13 protein-coding genes and 1 pseudogene are annotated in these 19,722 nt (G+C 56.6%); 7 read left to right on the plus strand and 7 right to left on the minus strand.

The window, feature by feature from the left end:
• The first annotated feature begins 33 nt into the window (after positions 1–33).
• Both serA and ACZ1G7_RS12095 read left to right on the plus strand, forming a co-directional pair.
• The gene (gene serA / locus ACZ1G7_RS12090) at positions 34–1,629 is read left to right on the plus strand and encodes a phosphoglycerate dehydrogenase (RefSeq protein ID WP_472659646.1); all 1,596 of its coding nucleotides are present in this window, start codon (positions 34–36) and stop codon (positions 1,627–1,629) included.
• On the plus strand, positions 1,629–2,351 hold the full coding sequence (locus tag ACZ1G7_RS12095; RefSeq protein ID WP_472659647.1) for a metallophosphoesterase family protein: 723 nt from the start codon (positions 1,629–1,631) through the stop codon (positions 2,349–2,351). Before serA ends, ACZ1G7_RS12095 begins: the two co-directional genes overlap by 1 nt.
• Here ACZ1G7_RS12095 and ACZ1G7_RS12100 read toward each other — a convergent pair.
• Together ACZ1G7_RS12100 and ACZ1G7_RS12105 are read right to left on the minus strand one after the other, a co-directional pair.
• Entirely contained in the window at positions 2,338–3,900 is a 1,563-nt protein-coding gene (locus ACZ1G7_RS12100) for a hypothetical protein (protein ID WP_472659648.1), read from the minus strand. The genes ACZ1G7_RS12095 and ACZ1G7_RS12100 overlap by 14 nt on opposite strands.
• A gap of 26 nt (positions 3,901–3,926) precedes the next feature.
• A complete protein-coding gene (locus ACZ1G7_RS12105) occupies positions 3,927–4,085 on the minus strand; it encodes a hypothetical protein (RefSeq protein ID WP_472659649.1) in 159 nt (52 codons plus the stop codon).
• Positions 4,086–4,221: 136 nt separating this feature from the next.
• On the opposite strand from ACZ1G7_RS12105, the gene ACZ1G7_RS12110 reads away from it, so the two are divergent.
• Positions 4,222–5,397, plus strand: coding sequence for an acetyl-CoA C-acyltransferase family protein (locus tag ACZ1G7_RS12110; protein WP_472659650.1), 1,176 nt, complete (start codon positions 4,222–4,224; stop codon positions 5,395–5,397).
• On the opposite strand, the pseudogene pbpC reads toward ACZ1G7_RS12110, so the two are convergent.
• Positions 5,394–7,429 (minus strand): annotated as a pseudogene (gene pbpC / locus ACZ1G7_RS12115) (penicillin-binding protein 1C). The gene ACZ1G7_RS12110 and the pseudogene pbpC sit on opposite strands and share 4 nt — an antisense overlap.
• Positions 7,426–12,864: an alpha-2-macroglobulin family protein gene (locus ACZ1G7_RS12120; protein WP_472659651.1), complete on the minus strand. Its 5,439-nt coding sequence runs from the start codon at positions 12,862–12,864 to the stop codon at positions 7,426–7,428. The pseudogene pbpC and the gene ACZ1G7_RS12120 overlap by 4 nt, the downstream one beginning before the upstream one ends.
• A 135-nt stretch (positions 12,865–12,999) precedes the next feature.
• Between ACZ1G7_RS12120 and ACZ1G7_RS12125 the strand changes: the two genes are divergently transcribed.
• Positions 13,000–15,117 carry an ATP-binding protein gene (locus ACZ1G7_RS12125; protein ID WP_472659652.1) on the plus strand — a complete coding sequence of 706 codons (2,118 nt, stop codon included), beginning with the start codon at positions 13,000–13,002 and terminating at the stop codon, positions 15,115–15,117.
• Here the strand turns inward: ACZ1G7_RS12125 and ACZ1G7_RS12130 are convergent.
• A complete protein-coding gene (locus ACZ1G7_RS12130) occupies positions 15,092–16,069 on the minus strand; it encodes an asparaginase (protein WP_472663724.1) in 978 nt (325 codons plus the stop codon). The genes ACZ1G7_RS12125 and ACZ1G7_RS12130 overlap by 26 nt on opposite strands.
• Positions 16,070–16,252: 183 nt before the next feature.
• Between ACZ1G7_RS12130 and ACZ1G7_RS12135 the strand changes: the two genes are divergently transcribed.
• Positions 16,253–16,780: an invasion associated locus B family protein gene (locus ACZ1G7_RS12135; RefSeq protein ID WP_472659653.1), complete on the plus strand. Its 528-nt coding sequence runs from the start codon at positions 16,253–16,255 to the stop codon at positions 16,778–16,780.
• 98 nt (positions 16,781–16,878) lie between these two features.
• Positions 16,879–18,066, plus strand: a complete 1,188-nt coding sequence (rlmN, locus tag ACZ1G7_RS12140) for a dual-specificity RNA methyltransferase RlmN (RefSeq protein WP_472659654.1) — start codon at positions 16,879–16,881, stop codon at positions 18,064–18,066.
• 63 nt (positions 18,067–18,129) lie between these two features.
• On the opposite strand, the gene ACZ1G7_RS12145 is transcribed toward rlmN, so the two are convergent.
• Together ACZ1G7_RS12145 and ACZ1G7_RS12150 are read right to left on the minus strand one after the other, a co-directional pair.
• Positions 18,130–18,315, minus strand: coding sequence for a hypothetical protein (locus ACZ1G7_RS12145; RefSeq protein ID WP_472659655.1), 186 nt, complete (start codon positions 18,313–18,315; stop codon positions 18,130–18,132).
• 150 nt (positions 18,316–18,465) lie between these two features.
• Entirely contained in the window at positions 18,466–19,047 is a 582-nt protein-coding gene (locus ACZ1G7_RS12150) for a L,D-transpeptidase (RefSeq protein WP_472659656.1), read from the minus strand.
• Positions 19,048–19,202: 155 nt separating this feature from the next.
• Here ACZ1G7_RS12150 and dalA point away from each other — a divergent pair, with 155 nt between their 5' ends.
• Positions 19,203–19,712: a divisome-associated lipoprotein DalA gene (dalA, locus tag ACZ1G7_RS12155; protein ID WP_472659657.1), complete on the plus strand. Its 510-nt coding sequence runs from the start codon at positions 19,203–19,205 to the stop codon at positions 19,710–19,712.
• Positions 19,713–19,722: the final 10 nt, after the last annotated feature.

The following is a 19,722-nucleotide window of genomic DNA, read 5'->3' on the forward strand; positions in this document are numbered from 1 at the left end:
CTTCTCCAATTTCTATTTAGAAGGAGCCTGACCATGGCCCCCAAAGTACTCGTCTCTGACAAGCTGTCTGAAACCGCTGTTCAAATCTTCCGTGACCGCGGCATCGATGTGGATTTCATGCCCGAGCTGGGCAAAGACAAAGAGAAACTACAGTCTATTATTGCCCAATATGACGGTTTGGCCATTCGGTCGGCCACCAAGGCGACTGAGAAACTGATCGCTGCGGCGGACAATCTTAAAGTCATTGGCCGCGCCGGGATCGGGGTCGACAATGTCGACATTCCGGCGGCCTCGAAGAAGGGGATCATCGTGATGAACACGCCCTTTGGCAACATGATCACCACTGCTGAGCATGCGATTGCAATGATGTTTGCCGTCGCGCGTCAGATCCCAGAAGCATCGGCGTCGACCCATGCAGGCAAGTGGGAGAAGTCAAAGTTCATGGGTGTTGAGCTGACAGGCAAGACGCTCGGCGTCATTGGTGCCGGCAACATTGGCGGTATCGTCTGCGACCGCGCTGTTGGCCTGAAAATGAAAGTCATCGCCTATGATCCCTTCCTCAGCGAAGAGCGCGCGGAAAAGCTGAATGTCACTAAGGTGGAGTTGGATGAGCTGTTTGCCCGGTCTGACTTCATTACCATGCACGTACCCGCAACGGACAAGACACGTGGAATGATCTCGGCCGAGAATATTGCAAAGATGAAGCCTGGCGTGCGGATCGTGAACTGCGCGCGGGGTGGTCTGGTTGACGAGGGCGCCTTGGCCGACGCGTTGAAATCCGGCCATGTCGCTGGTGCTGCCTTTGACGTGTTCGCAGTAGAGCCCGCGACCGAGAGCCCACTTTTCAACCTTCCAAATGTCGTCGTAACCCCGCATCTGGGTGCCGCCACCACCGAGGCGCAGGAAAACGTGGCCCTGCAAGTAGCGGAACAGATGTCGGACTATTTGCTGACAGGCGCCGTGTCTAACGCGCTGAACATGCCGTCCGTGACGGCTGAAGAGGCCAAGGTCATGGGCCCATGGGTGAAGTTGGCCGAGCATTTGGGCGCTTTCATCGGTCAGATGACAGACGAAGTGCTGCAGGAAATACAGATCACCTATAACGGATCCGTTTCTGCCATGAACCTAGAAGCGCTGAACTGCGCAGGCGTAGCTGGCATTATGAAGGCCACAAACCCCGACGTGAACATGGTCTCAGCCCCGGTGATCGCCAAGGAACGCGGCGTGAAGATCAGTACAACGACGCAGGATAAATCCGGCGTGTTTGATGGCTACATCAAGATTAACGTTGTCACCGATCAGCGCGAGCGCTCGATTGCGGGCACAGTCTTCTCGGACGGCAAGCCACGTTTTATCCAGATCAAAGGCATTAATATCGATGCGGAGATCGGGGAGCATATGCTCTACACAACCAACGAAGACGTCCCCGGCATCATCGGTACACTCGGCCAGACCATGGGCGAGAATGGCGTTAACATTGCGAACTTCACCTTGGGCCGAGCAGGCGCAGGCAAGGAAGCGATTGCGTTGCTATACGTAGACGCACCGGTGCCTGATCCGATCCTTGCGAAACTGTCAGCAACAGGCATGTTCCAGCAGGTCAAAACCCTGCGATTTGACGTCGCCTAGTGCTGTATGTTGTCGGGGATATCCACGGGCAGTTAGCACAGCTTGAGCGTGCACTTGCGTTGATCGAGGCGGATGGTGGGCATGATGCGCCCGTGGTCTTCGTGGGTGACTACACGGACCGTGGCCCCGACAGCAAAGGCGTCATTGAAAAACTGCTCTTTGGGCTGGAACAGGGTCGAAACTGGACGTGCCTGAAGGGCAATCATGACCGCATGTTCTCGTGGTTCATGGAGGTTTTTCCAAGGCAGGAACCTTATTTACCCGTTGACCTGACCTGGCAGCATGAACGCTTGGGCGGACTGACGACATTGGCCTCCTACGGGGTCGATGTTGGCGGCCGTCCGCGCCTAAGCGATGTCCATGCGCAAGCGCGCGAACTGGTACCGCGGGCTCATATCGACTTTCTCGACCAGTGCGCCTTGTCACATGAAACGCCTGAACTGTTCATCGCACATGCCGGTATCCGACCGGGCGTCGCGCTCACAGAGCAATCCGAGCATGATTTGCTCTGGATCAGGTCAGAGTTTCTGGAAGACACACGCCCACATCCAAAGTTGATTGTGCATGGTCATACGGTTGTTGATTTCCCCGAACATCGCGGAAACCGGATCAACCTCGACGGTGGCGCCGGGTACGGACGCGATTTATGGCCCGCGCGCTTTGACGGGACAACTTGCGTTCTTTTGACCGATCAAGGCTCTATTGCGCTCAATCCTGCCTGATCAGGCTTGTGATTGCAGCGGCGCCCAAGGCAGTCACAATCCAGCCAACGGCCTTGGCAATCCAACGCATCCACCACCCTGCACGCCCCCAGTCTGAACGGGAGGTTGAGGGCGCCCATGCGTCCTCCTGCCCCAGAGACACAATTGGGACCAACAGATCAGCGGCATAGGCGTATGCGTTGAATGTCTCCCAGTCCTGACCAGCTTGTCCGGGCGCGGCCCAAAATTCGGCCGGATTAGACGCATGGGTTTGCGTCGCGGAAATCCAATCCGTTGAGACCAAAATCGGGGCCGCGTTTGGGGCCATGTCACCCGCGTCCCAGGTTTGATCGAAGAACCAGCCTAGGCCCAAGACCAGCAACACTGCGATGACGACAGCGCGCGCCGGACGGTAGCCATACCCAATCGAAAAACGCAGAAAACTGTCGACCGTCCAAGACAACGCCCGCCAGCCGGCAAAGCTGCCACGCTCCGCCGCGAGCCTACGGTTCTCGGCCTTCAGAAGCCGTTCCTTGTTCATCAACACGGTGCGCGCGTCGTTCCGATGTCCCATGCGCCCCATGACGTATGCGAGCTGCTCATAGGGTTGGGCTGTAAAGGGCGTGTCCTCGGGACGGCGGGCGAGCCATTCAAGCCGTGCCTTGATATTGGTCTCAGCGTGGCGGGAAAAATCGGTGTAGGTAAATCCGTCCAGCCGGATCGGATAGGCGGCGCCCGGGCCGATAGGTTCGTCTTTAAGCCGTTCGACATGCGCTCCGGCGAGGTTAAACACCCCCCGCGAGATTTGATTGTCCTTGAGAAATAGGATGCCGCCCACTTTGGCGCGGGCAAGGCTGATGGCGATGTTTGAGCCGTGCTCCTCCGTCGCGCCGAACACAGCACCGGACAGTGTCAGATCATTGAGGTTTATGGCAGCGTTGGAGATGAACAGGTCATGCTCAACCCGTGCCGAAGACAAGAAAATCTGGCCCGAAGTCACAAGGCTCGTATCGCCATCCGCATAAGGATAATTGCCCAGAAACAGCGAGCCTGCGACGCGTAGCGACGGCGCAAATATGGCATCTTGAGAGGTCGAGGTGATTTGCGCGTCACAAATCTGCAGATCGCCGTCAATCGTGGCGCCTGCGAGGCTGACTTCACCGCGAATATGTGTGCCTGCCCGCAAATAGATCGACCCGGAGAAGCGCGCGTTGTCAGCAACCAACCCACCGATATGGCACCCTGACACATGCAACCCACGTAGATTTGCATTTGTCAGATTGATCGGCTCAGACACGTGACAGGCGGTCATTGAAATGTCGCGGGCACAATCGCAACCTTGCAGATCAAGCGCGCCTTTGATCCAAGCGCCGCGCAATCGCACGCCTTTGTCATGCAGCGGCGCAGACAGCAGCAGATACCGGATCAGATCAGCGCGGATCGTGACGCCATCGTCAGAATTTGCAGGTAAGGTGCCGTCAGCAAGCGTTGTGCGATTGGGATCGCCCGCCTCATCAATCAGTTTTTGTTCGGCAAGGGTGAAAGGGGCGAAGATCTCAAGTACTGTCATGGCGCGACGTAAGCATGCAGGTGCCGCTACCGCAACAGCTTCCACAGGCTCCATGCGCCGGTGCCAACTGCAAAACTACCGCCAAAGACGAAAAGTTCGATCCCGACCAGTCCCGTGGGGACGCCTCGGACAACAAAAGTTGCCACAATCAACCCGCAAATAATCAGGCTGATGACAACGCGCATTTTATGCTCTGCGCGGGTGGGTCCGTATTTGCTCATGATCGCAAAGTTAAGGCTTGGGCGCGGGAAGTCACGCTGCGTTATTGCTGCCGGTGGGTTCGTTCTGGGTTACGCTGCGCCAAATCGAAAGGATCACATCATGAGCGATATCGTTATTCTGGGCGGCGCCCGCACAGCAATAGGCACCTTTGGCGGGGCTTTGGCGGGAACCACCCCCATTGACCTGGGCGGCATCGTGTCAAAAGCGGCCTTGGAGCGTTCCGGCGTCGAAGGCGGCCAGATCGGGCATGTGGCTTTTGGGCATGTGATCAATACCGAACCCCGCGATATGTACCTGTCCCGCGTCGCCGCTATGAATGCGGGAATCCCTGACACTACCCCAGCGATGAATGTGAACCGCCTTTGCGGGTCTGGTGTTCAGGCAATTGTCTCGGTCGTTCAGTCTCTGATGCTTGGCGATTGTGACTTTGGGCTGGCCGGCGGATCAGAGAATATGAGCCGCGCGCCATATATTTTGCCACAAGCCCGTTGGGGCCAGAAAATGGGTGATGCGGGCGCGCAGGACATGATGCTTGGCGCTTTGAATTGCCCCTTTGGCACCGGCCATATGGGTGTCACTGCAGAAAATGTCGCGCGTGAGCATGACATTTCACGGGAGGCACAAGACAGCTTCGCCCTCGAAAGCCAAACCCGCGCGGCGAAGGCAATTGAGGCAGGGTATTTTGCGGAACAAATCACCCCTGTTGAGGTTCGCGTCAAACGCGACACGGTGAATTTTGAGATCGATGAGCATCCGAAAGCCTCTACTTTAGAAACGCTAAGCGGATTGCGCACGGTATTTCAGAAGGACGGCACGGTCACCGCAGGCAATGCATCGGGGATCAATGACGGCGCGGCGGCATTGGTGTTTGCCCGCGCTGACGCGGCAGAGAAAGCTGGGCTGAAACCACGTGCAAGGGTCATTGGCTACGCCCACGCTGGCGTGCGACCCGAAGTCATGGGGATTGGCCCGGTTCCGGCGGTCGAGGCGCTATTCGCCAAAACAGGGCTGTCGGCGGGTGATTTCGACGTGATTGAATCCAATGAAGCATTCGCGGCGCAAGCGCTCGCTGTGACCAAAGGGCTTGGCTTGGAACCTGCCAAAGTGAACCCAAATGGCGGCGCGATCGCATTAGGACACCCGGTAGGTGCCACCGGTGCGATCATCACCGTAAAAGCCCTTTACGAGCTGGAGCGCATCCAAGGCAGCAAGGCATTGATCACTATGTGCATCGGAGGCGGTCAGGGTATCGCTTTGGCCATCGAACGGCTCTAATCAAGGAATACCTGCGTCTTTGCGGACCGTCCTTTGGCGTCAATGACCGTCACTGTCAGATAGCCTCGACCGGCGGCAGTGAGTTGCATTTGCCGTTCCCAACTGCCGGTCTGGATCGGATTGCCATTCGCGAGCCAGCTGAACGGAGCGGCCCCGTCCTGAACTTGGACGAAAAGGTCGCTTTCATAGGGAATGCGGACACCATCGGGTGGGAAAGCGATCTTAGGATGGGTCCGGTCGACCTTTTCCGATGTGCCAGCTTCGAAGATGCGCAAAGGCGCGGGCAAATCAGCATTCGCGACCATCAAGGCATCTGATGGCGGCGGCGGCAAGGATGTGACTTCGGGTTTGATCCGGTCGAAGACCTCAAACAGAAGTGGCGCGGCGTGCGAAGCCCCAAATGCGCCGGGCACTGGCGTTCCATCTGGGCGCCCTATCCAAATGCCAACAACATGCGCGCCGTCATACCCAACTGCCCAGGCATCGCGGTACCCATAGGAGGTTCCGGTCTTATAAGCCAAACCCGCTCTGCCGCCAGATATTGGCTTTGGCGTGCCTGCCAATATGTCACCGACATACCAAGCAGATCGCAAAGACATAAGTCGCTTTTTGGCAGAGTTAGGGTCGTTTTGGATCTCCCGTAGCGATACGACAGGACCACCTTGCGCAAGGCTGGCATAGAGCTGCGTGAGGTCATGCAAATTCACCCCGACGCCACCCAATGCAACCGCAAGCCCGGGCTGCTCCCCCGGCACAACGATATCCGCGCCGGAGCGTCGCAAGGCCGCAGTCAGGTTCGCAGGCCCAATACGATCCAGCAAGGCGATGACTGGCAGGTTCAGCGACAATTGAAGTGCTTCTCGCACCCTGACTTGCCCGCGAAAGGTTCCATCAAAGTTTTGCGGGGCGTAGTTACCAAACAATTGTGGTCGGTCATCGATCAGCGTTTCAGGATGGATCATGCCGCGGTCAAACCCTAGCCCGTATATCAATGGTTTGAGCGTTGAGCCGGGGGATCGTAAAGCACGCGTCATATCAACATAGCCGAGCCGGGCGTCACTTTGATAATCTGGCGACCCAACGGATGCCAAGACCTCCCGCGTCTCATGATTGGCCACTACGACAGCAAGGGAACTACGTGACCCAAGGGTCGTCAATTGCTGCGTTGCGAGCTGTTCCAATCCACGCTGAAGTAGCCCATCAATTGTTGTCCGAACACGCTCGTTTGGGGTGTTCTTTCGTACTCTGTCAGCCAGATGCGGGGCATGTGCCGGAAAGCGGCGGCGTTGCCCCAATATTTCCTCAGTCTTTGCAGATTGAGCTATGTTAGGGTCTAAGGCTTGAAACTTGACCATGCGCTCCAACACCCGATTGCGCGCTTTTTCGGCAATGATAGGGTGCCTGTCAGGCCGCCGCGCGGCGGGGATTGCGGCAGCGCCACCAGCAAAGCAGCCTGAGCCGTGGTTAGGCGGCCGGGTTCCCTGCCAAAGTAGGCCAGAGAGGCCGCTCGGACACCTTCAAGATTGCCGCCAAAAGGGGCACGCTGAAGGTAGAGATGCAATATTTGCTGCTTGTTGAGCCTGCGTTCCAGTGCAAGCGCCACACGAACCTGACGCAGTTTTCCTTTGAGATCGCCGGTTCCGCTGTCTTCCAGAAGACGCGCGGTTTGCATCGTCAGGGTCGACGCACCAGAGACAACCTTGCCATTAAAAATCGCCTGCCCCAATGCTCGCAACACCGCAATCGGATCAACCCCGTGATGGCGGTAAAAGCGCTTATCTTCGTAGGCGATCAGCATCTCTAAATAGCGCGGATCGACTTCTGAGACCGGAACGTGCAGCCGCCAACGGCCATCATCGACCTGATATGCGCGCAGCAGATCACCGTGCCGGTCTTGCACCTCAACCCCGGTCGAAACGACGAGCGGTGGGATTTGCGTATCAGAAACCCATGCATCAATCTGATCCCTGCTAGTAGCGGCAAGAAAGAGCCCGGCGGCCAATACAAATATCTGACGTGCACCGGATTTCATTTGGTAACGACGACTTGGCCCGTTGATGTCCAAGCGCGGTAGATTGGACGATACATGTCTTCGACACTTGCGGCAGGGTGATGGTAGGTTCCGGGGGCAATGGCGCGCAGCATGTAGGCTAGTTGAAAAGGCTCTAACCCAGCGTGATCAACCGCCGCCAAGAAGCGATCATCACGAAATTCCGTGTTCTGGACGCGATCGCTGATCTTTAGCCAGTCAAGTGCTGCGACATCGCCTCCGCGCAACAAATTGGGGTTTTCGATCTCAAAACCTGCAGGCAATGGATCGTTTACCATCAACCGCCCCTCACCGTCATTGAACGGGGTGACGGTCAGAACCGCAACCAGCCGCGCGCCTGATACGACCTCCGCCGGTGAGGCGCGGACACCTTCCAGCGTGTAGTAAGCGCGCTCGATCTTGTAGCCGTTGCCACCTGCAGCGGGCGCTTGAATTGGCACGCCGAATGAGGTGAGCGTGACGCGGGTGTTCTCGTTTGACACATTCTGAATTTCAACCGGCGTTAACGCCTCTTGTTCAAGGACCTGCACCAACGGACCCGTGACCGCCTCACCGTTGAGCGATAGGTTTGATCTACCACTGTCCAAAAGCGCGTTTGCTGCCAAAAGGGACCAAACTTGTTCCTGTGTGGATCGCGCCTCGTCAATGCCTGCCTTTGGTGAGACACGGTCCGACAGGATCGCAAAATCAACCGCGTTTGAACCTGCTTCTGCGGCAAGGGTCAAAACAGCCGCAGCATCCCGCAAGGGCGTACCGTAGTCACTGCGCCAACTTTGCGTCGTGGGTGTGGTCTGCTTTAAGCGTCCATCTGCAAGACGGAACATCGCATCTGCGCGCGTGGGATCACCATAGGCAGCAAGCGCCGCACCCAGTTGGGCAAGCGCCATGGGGGTGGCGAAACTGTCGGCTTTGACATCTGCATAATAGCGTAGATCACCGATTGAAGCGTCGCCATTGCGCGCCAGAACAAGAAGCGCATAGGCCAGCCCTTCGCCGCCCCTCTCGAAATCCGGTGCTCGGTTGACTTGATTGCGCAAATTATCGAGCGCCTGGCGTAATGCCCGCGGCTGGACATCATAGCCCTGCTCCGCTGCGCGGCTGAGGAAATCGGTGACATAGGCATCAAGCCAGAAATCGCCCCGCCCGGGTCGCCACAGCCCAAACGCGCCGTTCGCTGATTGGTTGGTCAAGATCTTGTCGACCGCCACAGAAATGCGTGTTTTCAGGTCATCGCGCGCATCGAGCTTCATCGCGACAGCGACCTGATCGAGATAGAGAAGCGGCAACGCACGGGAGGTTGTTTGCTCCGTGCATCCGTAAGGATAGCGATCGAGAGCATCCAGCAGGCCCGGCGCGTCGAACCGTGCCAATGGCCCTGCAGAAAGCGTCGCGCGTGCTGTTCCGGGCTTGAATTCTGCAAATAGGTTTTGATCGAGCGTGAAGGTGCTGCCCGCCGCCAGTTTGAATTGTCGGCGCTGCTGCACGACTGGGTCATTTTGTCGAATTGCGAGGTTTAGGGTCTTTTTCAGAACCATTCCGTTGGGGGTTTTCAATCCAACTTCGATCTGTGCGGCGCCAGCTTTCCCGGCGCGAAGCGGTATTGATAAAACGCGCGTTTCTTGTGTTCCGAGCGTTACCGAAGACGGCTGCAGACCAAGCGTCGCGCCAGTGGCTGTTACGGTAAGCGGCATCTGCCCTGTTGGTCCGGTAGCATGGATGATCTCAAGCAACAGCTGGCTCTCATCCCCGGGCGCCAGAAATCGTGGCAGGCTAGCGGATACAACGACCGGATCGCGCACCAACACGTCTTGCGCGGCCTGGCCAACACCGGTTTCTGACCAAACAACCGCCATCAGACGCACGGTTCCGTTGAATTCCGGCAGATCGAAACGCGCATGCGCCATCCCGTCGGAGCCGACAGTGATCGGGCCCAAGACATAGGCCAGCAATGCCTCCGTTGGGGGCGGGGATTGCGCGCTAAGGCCTGCTTGCGCGTCGCCGCCAGATCGAACACGCCCCATAGCACCGGATTGGCCATCAATGAGACGGCCGTAGATATCGCGCAGCGCCATGCCCAGCTTGCGTTGCCCGAAATAATGATCAGAAGCGGAAGGTGGTTTGAAACCGGTCAGGTTCAAAATGCCCAGATCCACAGCCGCGATCTTCGCATAGGCCGTCTCCCCCGGTTGGATGCCGTCCACTTTCAACGCGACATCCAATGGTGCGCGGGGCATAGCCTCGACCGGGGCTTGGAAGGTAGCTGACAGTGCTGCGGTGCCAGGATCGACAGTCCCATGAGCAAGACCCAGCACGCGTGACGGGTTTTGACCGCTCGCACTGTCCATAGGACGTAGAACTTGTGCCGCGACGTAGACGCCGCTGCCCCAATCATCGGTTACAGGCAGCTCAATCACATTCTCGCCGGCGGCAACTTCAACCGATTTCATTTCAATGAGCCGGTTTGACATGACCGTAACAAGTGCTGTGCCCGCATGGCGCGGAACGATGCGGAACCGCGCCGTATCACCGGGCCGGTAGCTGGGTTGATCCAAAGACGCCTCCAACAGGTCGGGTGTGTCGCTGGCATCAGCGGTCGCATACCAACCTGCATATGCCTCCACCGTGCTGGCGACATAAGGCCCGTCGATCCGTTCGACCTTGATCTCGTAGCGCCCCCATTCGACCGGGGCGGAGACTGTGACGCGTTGATCAGCGCTCAGCTCAATCTGACCGGTCGCAATGCGGCTTCGCGTCGTCACCGGGTCCCAAGACCAATTTCCGAAGCTGGAATACCATTGGTAGCGCGTCTCGACCCTGTTGATCGTCCAGCGCACCCGCATCGCAGTGCGTGTCAGGTCAGGGGCCACAGCAATCAGATCGAACGCCGCTTCCGAGTTTTCGGGCATGACGCCGTCAGTCAAAGGTTTGATCCCGATTAACGCAGCTTCACTCAGCACTGATTTCGTCATGCGACGCTCTACCGGCCGGTTGGAACCTTCGCGAACACGCACGGTGATTGCGGCTTCCAATGGCTGCATGACTTCTTGAAGCTCAGGCAGGGTGAGCGCAACTTGGGCCAACCCCTCTCGATCGGTTTTCACTCCACCCTCAAGGCCCCCGCGTTGCGCACGCAGAGGCACGTCATAGCGACCAAATACAAAGCCCGGAAAAGCTTCCAATGCGGAAAGTGGCTGTAGGGTCACATCACCCTCAACCGCCAGGCCCGCACCCGGGGCACCAAAGAGATAATCGGCCTGCACAGATACGCTTGGTCGTGCGTTTTGCGCGGTGATCGGGCCGTCTGGCATAGACAGGGCGACATCTATGCGTTCGGGCAGGAAATCCTCGACCAGTAGTTTTTGTGCGGCGAGCGGCGCGGCATCGACATCACCAAACACCGCAAGCCGCCACGTCCCGCGTGGCACTGAAGGCGACAAGGGCAGCGCAAAAACACGCCCTCCCGCGCCTTGATCTGCCAAGGTGGAACGGGTGTATTCAACACCGTCGGGACGTGTCAGCACTGCTGTTAGCGGCAGACTTAGAAGCGCATTGGCACGCGCGTCCCGTGCCAAAGCCAAAGCGTGGATCGTTTCACCGGCGCGGTAAGCGCCACGTTCAGTGGTCAGGAAAACGTCGACAGGTGGCGCGGCCGAGCGGCCTTCCACACCACGATCAGACAGGTCGAATTCCGGATCGGTCAAGCTCATGAATGCGAAGTCGTCGCCCTTCTTGACCGTGATCAAGCCCGGGCTCTGTGCGCCCACACCTAGCGTGAGACCCGGATCAAAGCGAACATAGCCGCGATCATCCGTTTGCGCCTCGGCGAGCACCTCATTTCCGCGGGACAGCAGCGCAACCTCGACCCCATCTTGCGCCGATGCGTCGGTCAACCCGCGCACAAAGACATGCAGCCCATCGGTTCCCGAAAGCGAAGTTACGCCCAAATCGCTGACAACAAACCATTGCGTGGCAGGTGGGCTTTGGAAACGGTCGACGCCCGGAATACTGGCCATCAAAGCATAGACGCCCGGGCGCATTTCATCGGTCATTTGCCGGATCGGCAACCGGGTCGTCACATCGCGGTTCAGCGTTGTTTGCACATCCCCCGTACCCTTCCAGATTTCGGCACCGAGCTGGCTTTCGAACCGGTCCAAATTGTAAGCCCCTATAGGCCGACCAAAGGACCCGCTTTGCATCGCGCGCAGGATATTGCGATCGCTGACCCGGTAGAGCGTTAAATCAAGTTGGCCGGTATTGGTTGCGACCACTGGGATCGCAGGCTCAGCGCTTGGGGGCAAAATATAGGCCCTGCCGGGAAACCGGACTGCTGGGGTCCGGTCGCGCACATATTGGGCGATTTCAATAGGTTTTTGTAGAACCTCACCAGAGGCGGATGGCAGCCCCTGACGCAAGGTGAACACATAGCGCGTGCCATGCGACAACCCGGCGAAACACAATTGCTTACCTTCGGCGTCGACGCTGATGCCTGACGTCGCCGATTGCACGAAATCATCATAGGTAACCCGCTGATCCAAAGCCTCGGTAAAAACGGCGCAGATTCGCGGCGCCAGGCTGTCACTTTCAACGCGGGTCTCAGACAGGTTGAACCCGTACAGGCGCAAGGCGCGATCGAGCTGCTTGGCGATATCGGAACGCGCCGCGATTTGGTTTGCGGCCCTAAGTGGGGCGATCATATCGCGGCCCCGCCGGTTTGCCTCTAACCCCCTTGCGATCAAAGACAATGCGTTGATCTGTTCAGCATCGGACCCAGCGCGCAGATAGGCATTGATTGCCGCCGAAAACCCTGTGGCATTGAAGCGTCCACGCTGCCGGGCGGTTGCGCGCGCGTGATCAAACGCATCGCGCGCGTATTGCGCCCAGAGGTCGGAGCTGTCAGTTAAAGTCAGACCCGCACCGACAAAATTCAACGCCGCATCGAATTTCAAGGCGTTGCGTTCCCTTGTTGCGGCGGCTGTGTAGTCCTCAACCGCAAAAAACGCGCCAACCGTGTGCCGATCCGACAACGTGTTTGCCTGCACCCGTGCGGCCTGCAAATCAGACTGCGACAGGTAGGTTAGCTGCGGCGCGCGGGTTTCGGCCTGTGAAATCTGTTGCGCGCTCGCCTGCCGTACCTGCCCGGAAACTGCGCCTACAAAAGCCTCGCTTTGGTTTACCTCAGCTTTAGGGAAACACGCATTCGAGCTTTGATTGAAAGTAAATCCCTGACATTTCTGATCAAGCAGACAAGCCCGTTTGCAAGCCTCCAAACTGGTGTCGAAAATGCTTGTCAGGTCATTTCCGAAAAAATCGACATCGGGCGTTATCGTCAGGGTCCGCTCAGGGATTGCGCTTTGGGCGGCGCCCTGTAGCGGGATTAAAACAACCAGGGCAGCGGCAAGCGCAAGACGCATCGACATGGGCAAAATCCTTCTGACAATGCCCCAACCGTGGCATGCAGGTCGCCATCAATCAACGTAGATCCATTAATCGGCCCTTCACCTTCGGAAGCCTATACCACGCGCGAGTAGACGCATTCACCACGTTCGGAACCGATGGACAGCGACCAATTTGAAGAAGAGCTGGCGAAGGAACGGCGCGGCAGGCTTGCCGCCGAACGTATGCTCGAACTCAAAAAAGAAGAATTGGTAACCGCCAATCGGCAATTGTCCGAACATGCGTTGACGCTATCGGGCCAGATTATCGACCAACGCGAAGTCGTCACCAACTTGCAGGGCGAAAATTCCCGCGTCAGTGAGGATCTGGAACGCGCCACCGTCAAGGCGGTCGAAATGGAACGCCTGCTATGGGCAGCGCTCGAATCCATCCCGGACGGGTTTGCGATCTTTGACCCGGAAGACCGCCTAATCGCCGCCAATAAACCCTATCTACAAGTGTTCGAGGATGCTGGCGGGATTGAACCGGGCGACAGTTTCCAATCCATCGTTGAGCTTTGCATTGATGACGGGCTGATCGATTTGGGCGGCGTGCCAGAAGATGACTGGTACGACATGATGCTTGATCGCTGGTGTCACCCTACAATCGAACCTGCGACACTGCGGTTTTGGAACGGCATGTATGTGCGGCTGAATGATCGACGTACGGCTGATGGCGGTGTTGTCTCGCTCGTGCTCAACATCACCAGCGACATGCACCGCGAGCAAGAGCTGACGGAAGCGCGTGACAAGGCGCAGGCCGCAGATCGTGCGAAATCTGCCTTCCTTGCCAAGATGAGCCATGAGTTGCGTACCCCGATGAATGGTGTTGTCGGGATGGCTGACCTGCTGCTTGAACGTGAGTTGGATGAAGAGGCGACGCTTTATTCCGAGACGATCAAAAATTCGAGCCACGCCCTACTGGATATCATCAACAACATTCTCGACTTCTCAAAGATCGAAGCAGATCGGTTTGAGCTGAACATTGCACCATTCGATCTGGAACAGCTGGCACAGAACGTCTGCCTGATCCTGGGCCCTTCTTTGCGTGACAAACCGGTCGAGCTGCTGATGGATTATGACCAATTCCTGCCGACGGAGTTTATGGGCGACGCAGGCCGGCTGCGCCAAATCCTGCTAAACCTGTTGGGCAATGCCGTGAAGTTCACCGAATCTGGGACGATTATGTTGCGCATTGTCGGCCTAAGCGATGCCGACGATTCCGCATGTCAGCTGCATTTCACGGTCGAAGACACGGGCATCGGGATCCCGCTCCAAATGGTGGATCACGTCTTTGGCGAATTCAACCAAATTGAGGATGAGGCCAATCGCAAATATGAGGGTACCGGGCTCGGACTTGCGATCACCCGCAAGCTTGTTGAGACGATGGAAGGCGACATTTGGCTCGATAGTCTGCCCGGCCATGGGTCATGCTTTGGGTTCAAGGTCACGTTGCCCTGCGCCACCATTGGCGAAGGTGCCCGGCCAAATGTTCCGACCAATCTAACGGATGTGCTCGTTCTGACTGACAACACGCTTGAACGGTCGTTGTTGGAACGGCAGCTCAATTTACTGGGCTTGAACGCACAGTTTGTAGCCACAGTAGAAGACTGCAAAACAGCGCTGCTCCAGAGTAGTTTTCAAGTGCTCCTGACGCGCCCCAATGACCAAGATGCGGTCCGACAGCTCCTTGTGGAGACGCAGAAAACGGTCGCAATTGTCAGCTTCGCCGGGCAATTTGATGAAGTGGCCGACCTGCCAAAACCCTTCACGCAATCGGGTTTGTTGAATGTTTTGAGCCGCGCCAATGAACCATTGGAACAAACGCGCCCGGTCAAAGTGCTAGCTGCCGAGGACAACAAGACGAACCAACTGGTGCTTACAAAAATGCTGGCGCATCTCGATATCGATCTGACTTTGGTCGAAAACGGGCAGGAAGCGGTCGACGCGTTCAAAGCAGATCGGCCAGATATCATCTTTCTCGATATCTCAATGCCAGTGATGGACGGGCTCGAAGCGGCCGGATTGATCCGGGAGACACAGGGCGACATGCACATCCCGATGGTTGCCATGACCGCGCATGCGCTCGCTGGCGATGAAGAACGTATCAAGGGTGGTGGGTTCGACCACTACATGACGAAACCGCTAAAGAAGGCAGAGCTCAGCGCATACATTGAACAAACGGAACGCGAGATCGCAGGCCATGTAAGGCTCAATTTGGAAGAAACCCGTCACTAAAGCGCATATACCCCGTCACCAGCCCATCCCAGTTTTGAATTGGGCCAATCGTATACTTTTTCGCCGCCGGGTGATTGGCATCCAGCACCCCATATTTGATTAAAAGTCCCGCGATTGCGGCCTCGGCCGCGCGTGTACCGCCATCAGCAATTTTGAGCGCGATCCCGATTTGTTTTTCCGGCAGTATCGCGACATAGACCGCCTCAGCACCTGTTTTGATGGCGACTTTGGACCCAATGGCGCGCATCAGTTCCGTACAAGCGCGCCCTTCACCTGCGACAAGCTCAGGATACTTCATCATAGCCTCAACCAAACCATGCGCGGCCTGCGCGCGTGCGCCAGATCCCGTTTTGGTCATTGCAGACATGGCGCGCGCCAATCCGTGAACCGTTGTCATGAAATTCGGGGCGGAGCATCCATCGATGCCATATCCGGGCGAGGCCATCCCGGTGACATCTTCAAACGCATTGCGAACGGCGCGCTGTACCGGATGGTCAATATCCACATAGTCGGGACCTGCCCCTAGATGTTTTGACAAAGTTAAAAACCCACAGTGTTTGCCAGAACAATTGTTATGACGCCGACACGGGCTTTCATGTTTCCGGATCAAAGCATCGCGCGCAGGTAAGTCTTGGGGTTCTTGCGGCCCGCACCGAAATGCCTCTTCTGTCAACTGAAGCTGTTCCAACCAATCCGTGACTTTTTCGGTATGGATCGCGGCGCCGGAATGTGACGCGCAAGCCAGTGCCAATTGCGCTTGGTTCAAACCAAAACGCTTTGCTGCGCCACTTTCGACCAGTGGCAATGCCTGCAGCATTTTGCAAGAAGACCGCGGAAAGATCAGTCTCTCCGCATCACCCCAGCTTTCGATGATTTGCCCGTCAGAATCGCAGATCACCGCATGGCCTTGATGCACAGATTCAAGGCGCTCCCCACGCCAGATTTCGACCATATTTACGGCTGCCACTTTTGTGATCCTCTTTGGATGCGAAATTCCGCCAATGGGACTTCCCCATACGCTTCTTTTTGCGCTATATTAACGCTATCGAACAGGTTAACCGGTCGCGCAGAACGATACGAGGTGAAAACACCCGCTCACGCGACAAGAGGCAGACACAGCTGGAGCTGTAGAATTATGAAAACACTGATGAAATGCATTGTTGTAACAAGCGCCCTGGTCGTGTCTGGGAACGCTTTTGCACAAGAAGAATCGACGAACCGCGTGAACGCAGTCACCGATTGGAGCGTGTTTGTCGAAGACAGCCCGACGCAATGCTGGGTTGTCAGCAGCCCGAAAGAGACCGTCAACACCAAGGAAGGCCGCGTTGTTGCCGTTAACCGCGGTGATATTTTGATGTTTGTTAGCTACTGGCCCGGCGCTGGTAAAATGGGCGAAGTCTCATTCACCGGAGGCTACCCGTTCGCTGATGGCAGTACCGTCAGTCTCCAAATCGGCGACACCAAGTTTGAGCTGTTCACAAATGGAGAAACCGCTTGGGCCGCCTCCGCTGACGATGACAACAAAATCATCACTGCAATGAAACGCGGCGCGGATGCGACAATCTCAGGTGTGTCATCGCGCGAAACGAACACGCGCGACAAGTTCTCGCTTTTGGGCTTCACCGCCGCATTGGAAGATGCCGAAAAACGCTGTTCAAGCTAGGTTCTAAACCGGTCGGGGCGCTGTGCGTCGCGAAATCGGGGGTGCAATTGCGAGGCCGAGGCCCTATATCAGCGCAATCGCCCCCTTTGGACAGTGCTATGACCACCACCGCGCCGATCACCCAAGATGTATTGACCCTACCGCGTAAATTGCCGGCCGGGCCTATCAACCTTGTTGGGCTCACTCGTGAGCAGTTGAAAGATGCGTTGGGCCAAGCGGGTACCCCTGAAAAACAAATCAAAATGCGCAGCAACCAGATATGGCAATGGCTATATCAAAAAGGCGTGCGCAATTTTGACGAGATGACCAACCTTGCCAAAGCCTATCGCGCTGAACTGGCTGAGCATTTTGTCATTGAACTGCCCGAGGTTGTGTCCCGCCATGTGAGCGAAGACGGCACCCGGAAGTACCTGGTACGTATTGCCGGCGGGCATGAGGTAGAGGTCGTCTATATCCCCGAAGAGGGGCGCGGCACGCTTTGCGTGTCCAGCCAAGTCGGATGCACATTGACATGTTCTTTCTGCCATACAGGCACACAAAAGCTGGTGCGCAACCTTACAGCAGGCGAAATTATCGGCCAAGTTATGTTGGCACGAGACGATTTGGGGGAGTGGCCCGAACCCGGGCAAAACCCTGCGGAACACCCCAGACTATTATCCAACATTGTGCTGATGGGCATGGGCGAACCGCTCTATAATTTTGAGAATGTGCGCGATGCGATGAAAATCGCGATGGACCCTGAAGGGATTTGCCTCGGCCGTCGCCGCATCACATTGTCGACCTCGGGTGTGGTTCCAGAAATCGCGCGCACCGCTGAAGAAATCGGGTGCCTGCTGGCCGTTTCTTTTCACGCCACGACTGATGAGGTGCGCGACAAACTGGTGCCGATCAACAAACGTTGGAATATCGAAGAGCTACTTTCTGCGTTGAAAGCCTATCCAAAGCAGTCCAACAGCGAGCGCATTACCTTTGAATACGTGATGCTCAAAGGCGTGAATGACAGCGACGAAGACGCACGACGTTTGGTGGACCTGATCAAAGGCATTCCGGCGAAAATCAACTTGATCCCCTTCAATGAGTGGCCCGGCGCGCCCTACGAGCGCTCCGACTGGAAGCGGATTAAAGAGTTTTCAGAGATCGTCTATAAGGCGGGCTACGCATCCCCAATTCGTACCCCACGGGGAGAGGACATTATGGCCGCGTGCGGTCAGCTGAAGTCTGCGACCCAACGCGAACGGAAGTCTCGCAAACAGATCGAAGCGGAAGCCGGTCTCGGGAACGCTTAACCGTCGCAACAAAAAAACGGCGGGAATAACCCGCCGCCTTGAATCATGTCTAACCCGTTTCGCTTAGTTCGCAGCAACAGCCGCTGCGAAAACCAGGAACAGGATTGGGACCAGAACGCCGCCTGCGGAGGATGTTGTTTCCTCAACAACTACTACGGGCTCTTCTTCGATGATTGGCGCGTCAAGGTTGCCAGCGTACGCAGATGTCGCTGCCAAAGCAAATGCGCTTGCAAGTGCGATTTTTTTCATTTTGTTTTCCTTCATACGATGCCCGCTTCACTGGCCACCCCGGCTCATGTGCAGACATTCGAGTGTTACCTAACAGAGTTCTATTTCCATAGAGACGGTGAATTTACAACGAAATGCGCCTACAATGCCAAGTCGCTCGCCCAATTGTCGTCAAATTAGCAACACTTGTGTGCCAATTTTGGTTTTCCCAAAAACCTCAGCAATGTGCTCATTATAGAGCCCGATACAGCCATTCGATGACCGACGCCCGATCTTGCGCGTGTCATGGGTCCCATGAATGCGATAATAGGTCCAGGTCAGATACAAGGCATGAGTTCCAAGCGGATTGTCAGGGCCGGCGGGTACAAAATCCGGCCACTCGGGATTGCGCCGCTTCATTGCAGGTGTCGGGCTCCAAGTTGGGCCGTCGACTTTGCGGATAACGGAAGTCCGACCGCGGCGCGTCAAATCTTCCGACAACGGGACGCTAGACGGGTAAAGCGCATAGCCCCCATCTTGGGTCCACATGTGCAAGGCGCGACTGTCCAGATCGACAAGGATCGCCCCATTTTTCAACGTGTCAAAATAGGGGCGCCAATCAAGCGCTCGGAAGCTGGAAATGTTACGCCGTGTGGCATCACCACCACCGATTGGATCGGTCGATTGCGCAATGGCGGGTGCGGCAAGCAAGCCGGCGCTTGCGCTCAGAAGAAAAGTCCTGCGGTCGAATTTAAAATTGGATGAATCTGTCATAGCGGTAATCTCCGAAGTATTTGCAGCGGACGCTATGGCGTTTTGGCCGCAGTCGCAAATCAAAGAATCTTGCATTTGGCGGTTTCCTGCAGGTTGATTTGCGCAGCAGTTGCGAACGGTCTAAGGGTGATGCGTTGAAATTGGGATGGCTGATTATGATCCGCTCCGCGTTACTTTTGATTGCGTCTTTGGGTGTTCTGGCTGCTTGTACGCCGCAGCCACCTGCAATTGGCCCTGATGGGCAAGCCTTGCCACAGGTCTATCGAATCAAGTCTTCCGACACCGCTAAAATTCAGTTCCGCGTGTTAGACTCGATCAACGCGTTGCGTGCCGGTGCAGGGCAATCGCCACTTGAACTGGACAGCAAACTCAATGCCGCTGCGGCCACCCATGCACGCGATATGTCGGTGCAAAACCGCCCTTGGCATTTCGGCTCTGACGGCTCTTCGCCTTTGGACCGTGTTGCGCGGGCAGGCTACACTGGCAAGCTTGTGGGCGAAAATATCTCGGAAACCTATGAGAATGAGACGGCAACGCTCGCCGCATGGATGGAACTTCCGCAAACGCGCGACGTGATCCTTGACGCGGATGCGCGCAAGCTTGGCTTTTCTTGGTTCCAGGAAGATACAGGCAAGATTTGGTGGACGTTGATCACTGGGACCTAGGCCAATCCTG

Source organism: Litoreibacter sp. JB4-2 (assembly GCF_055693445.1).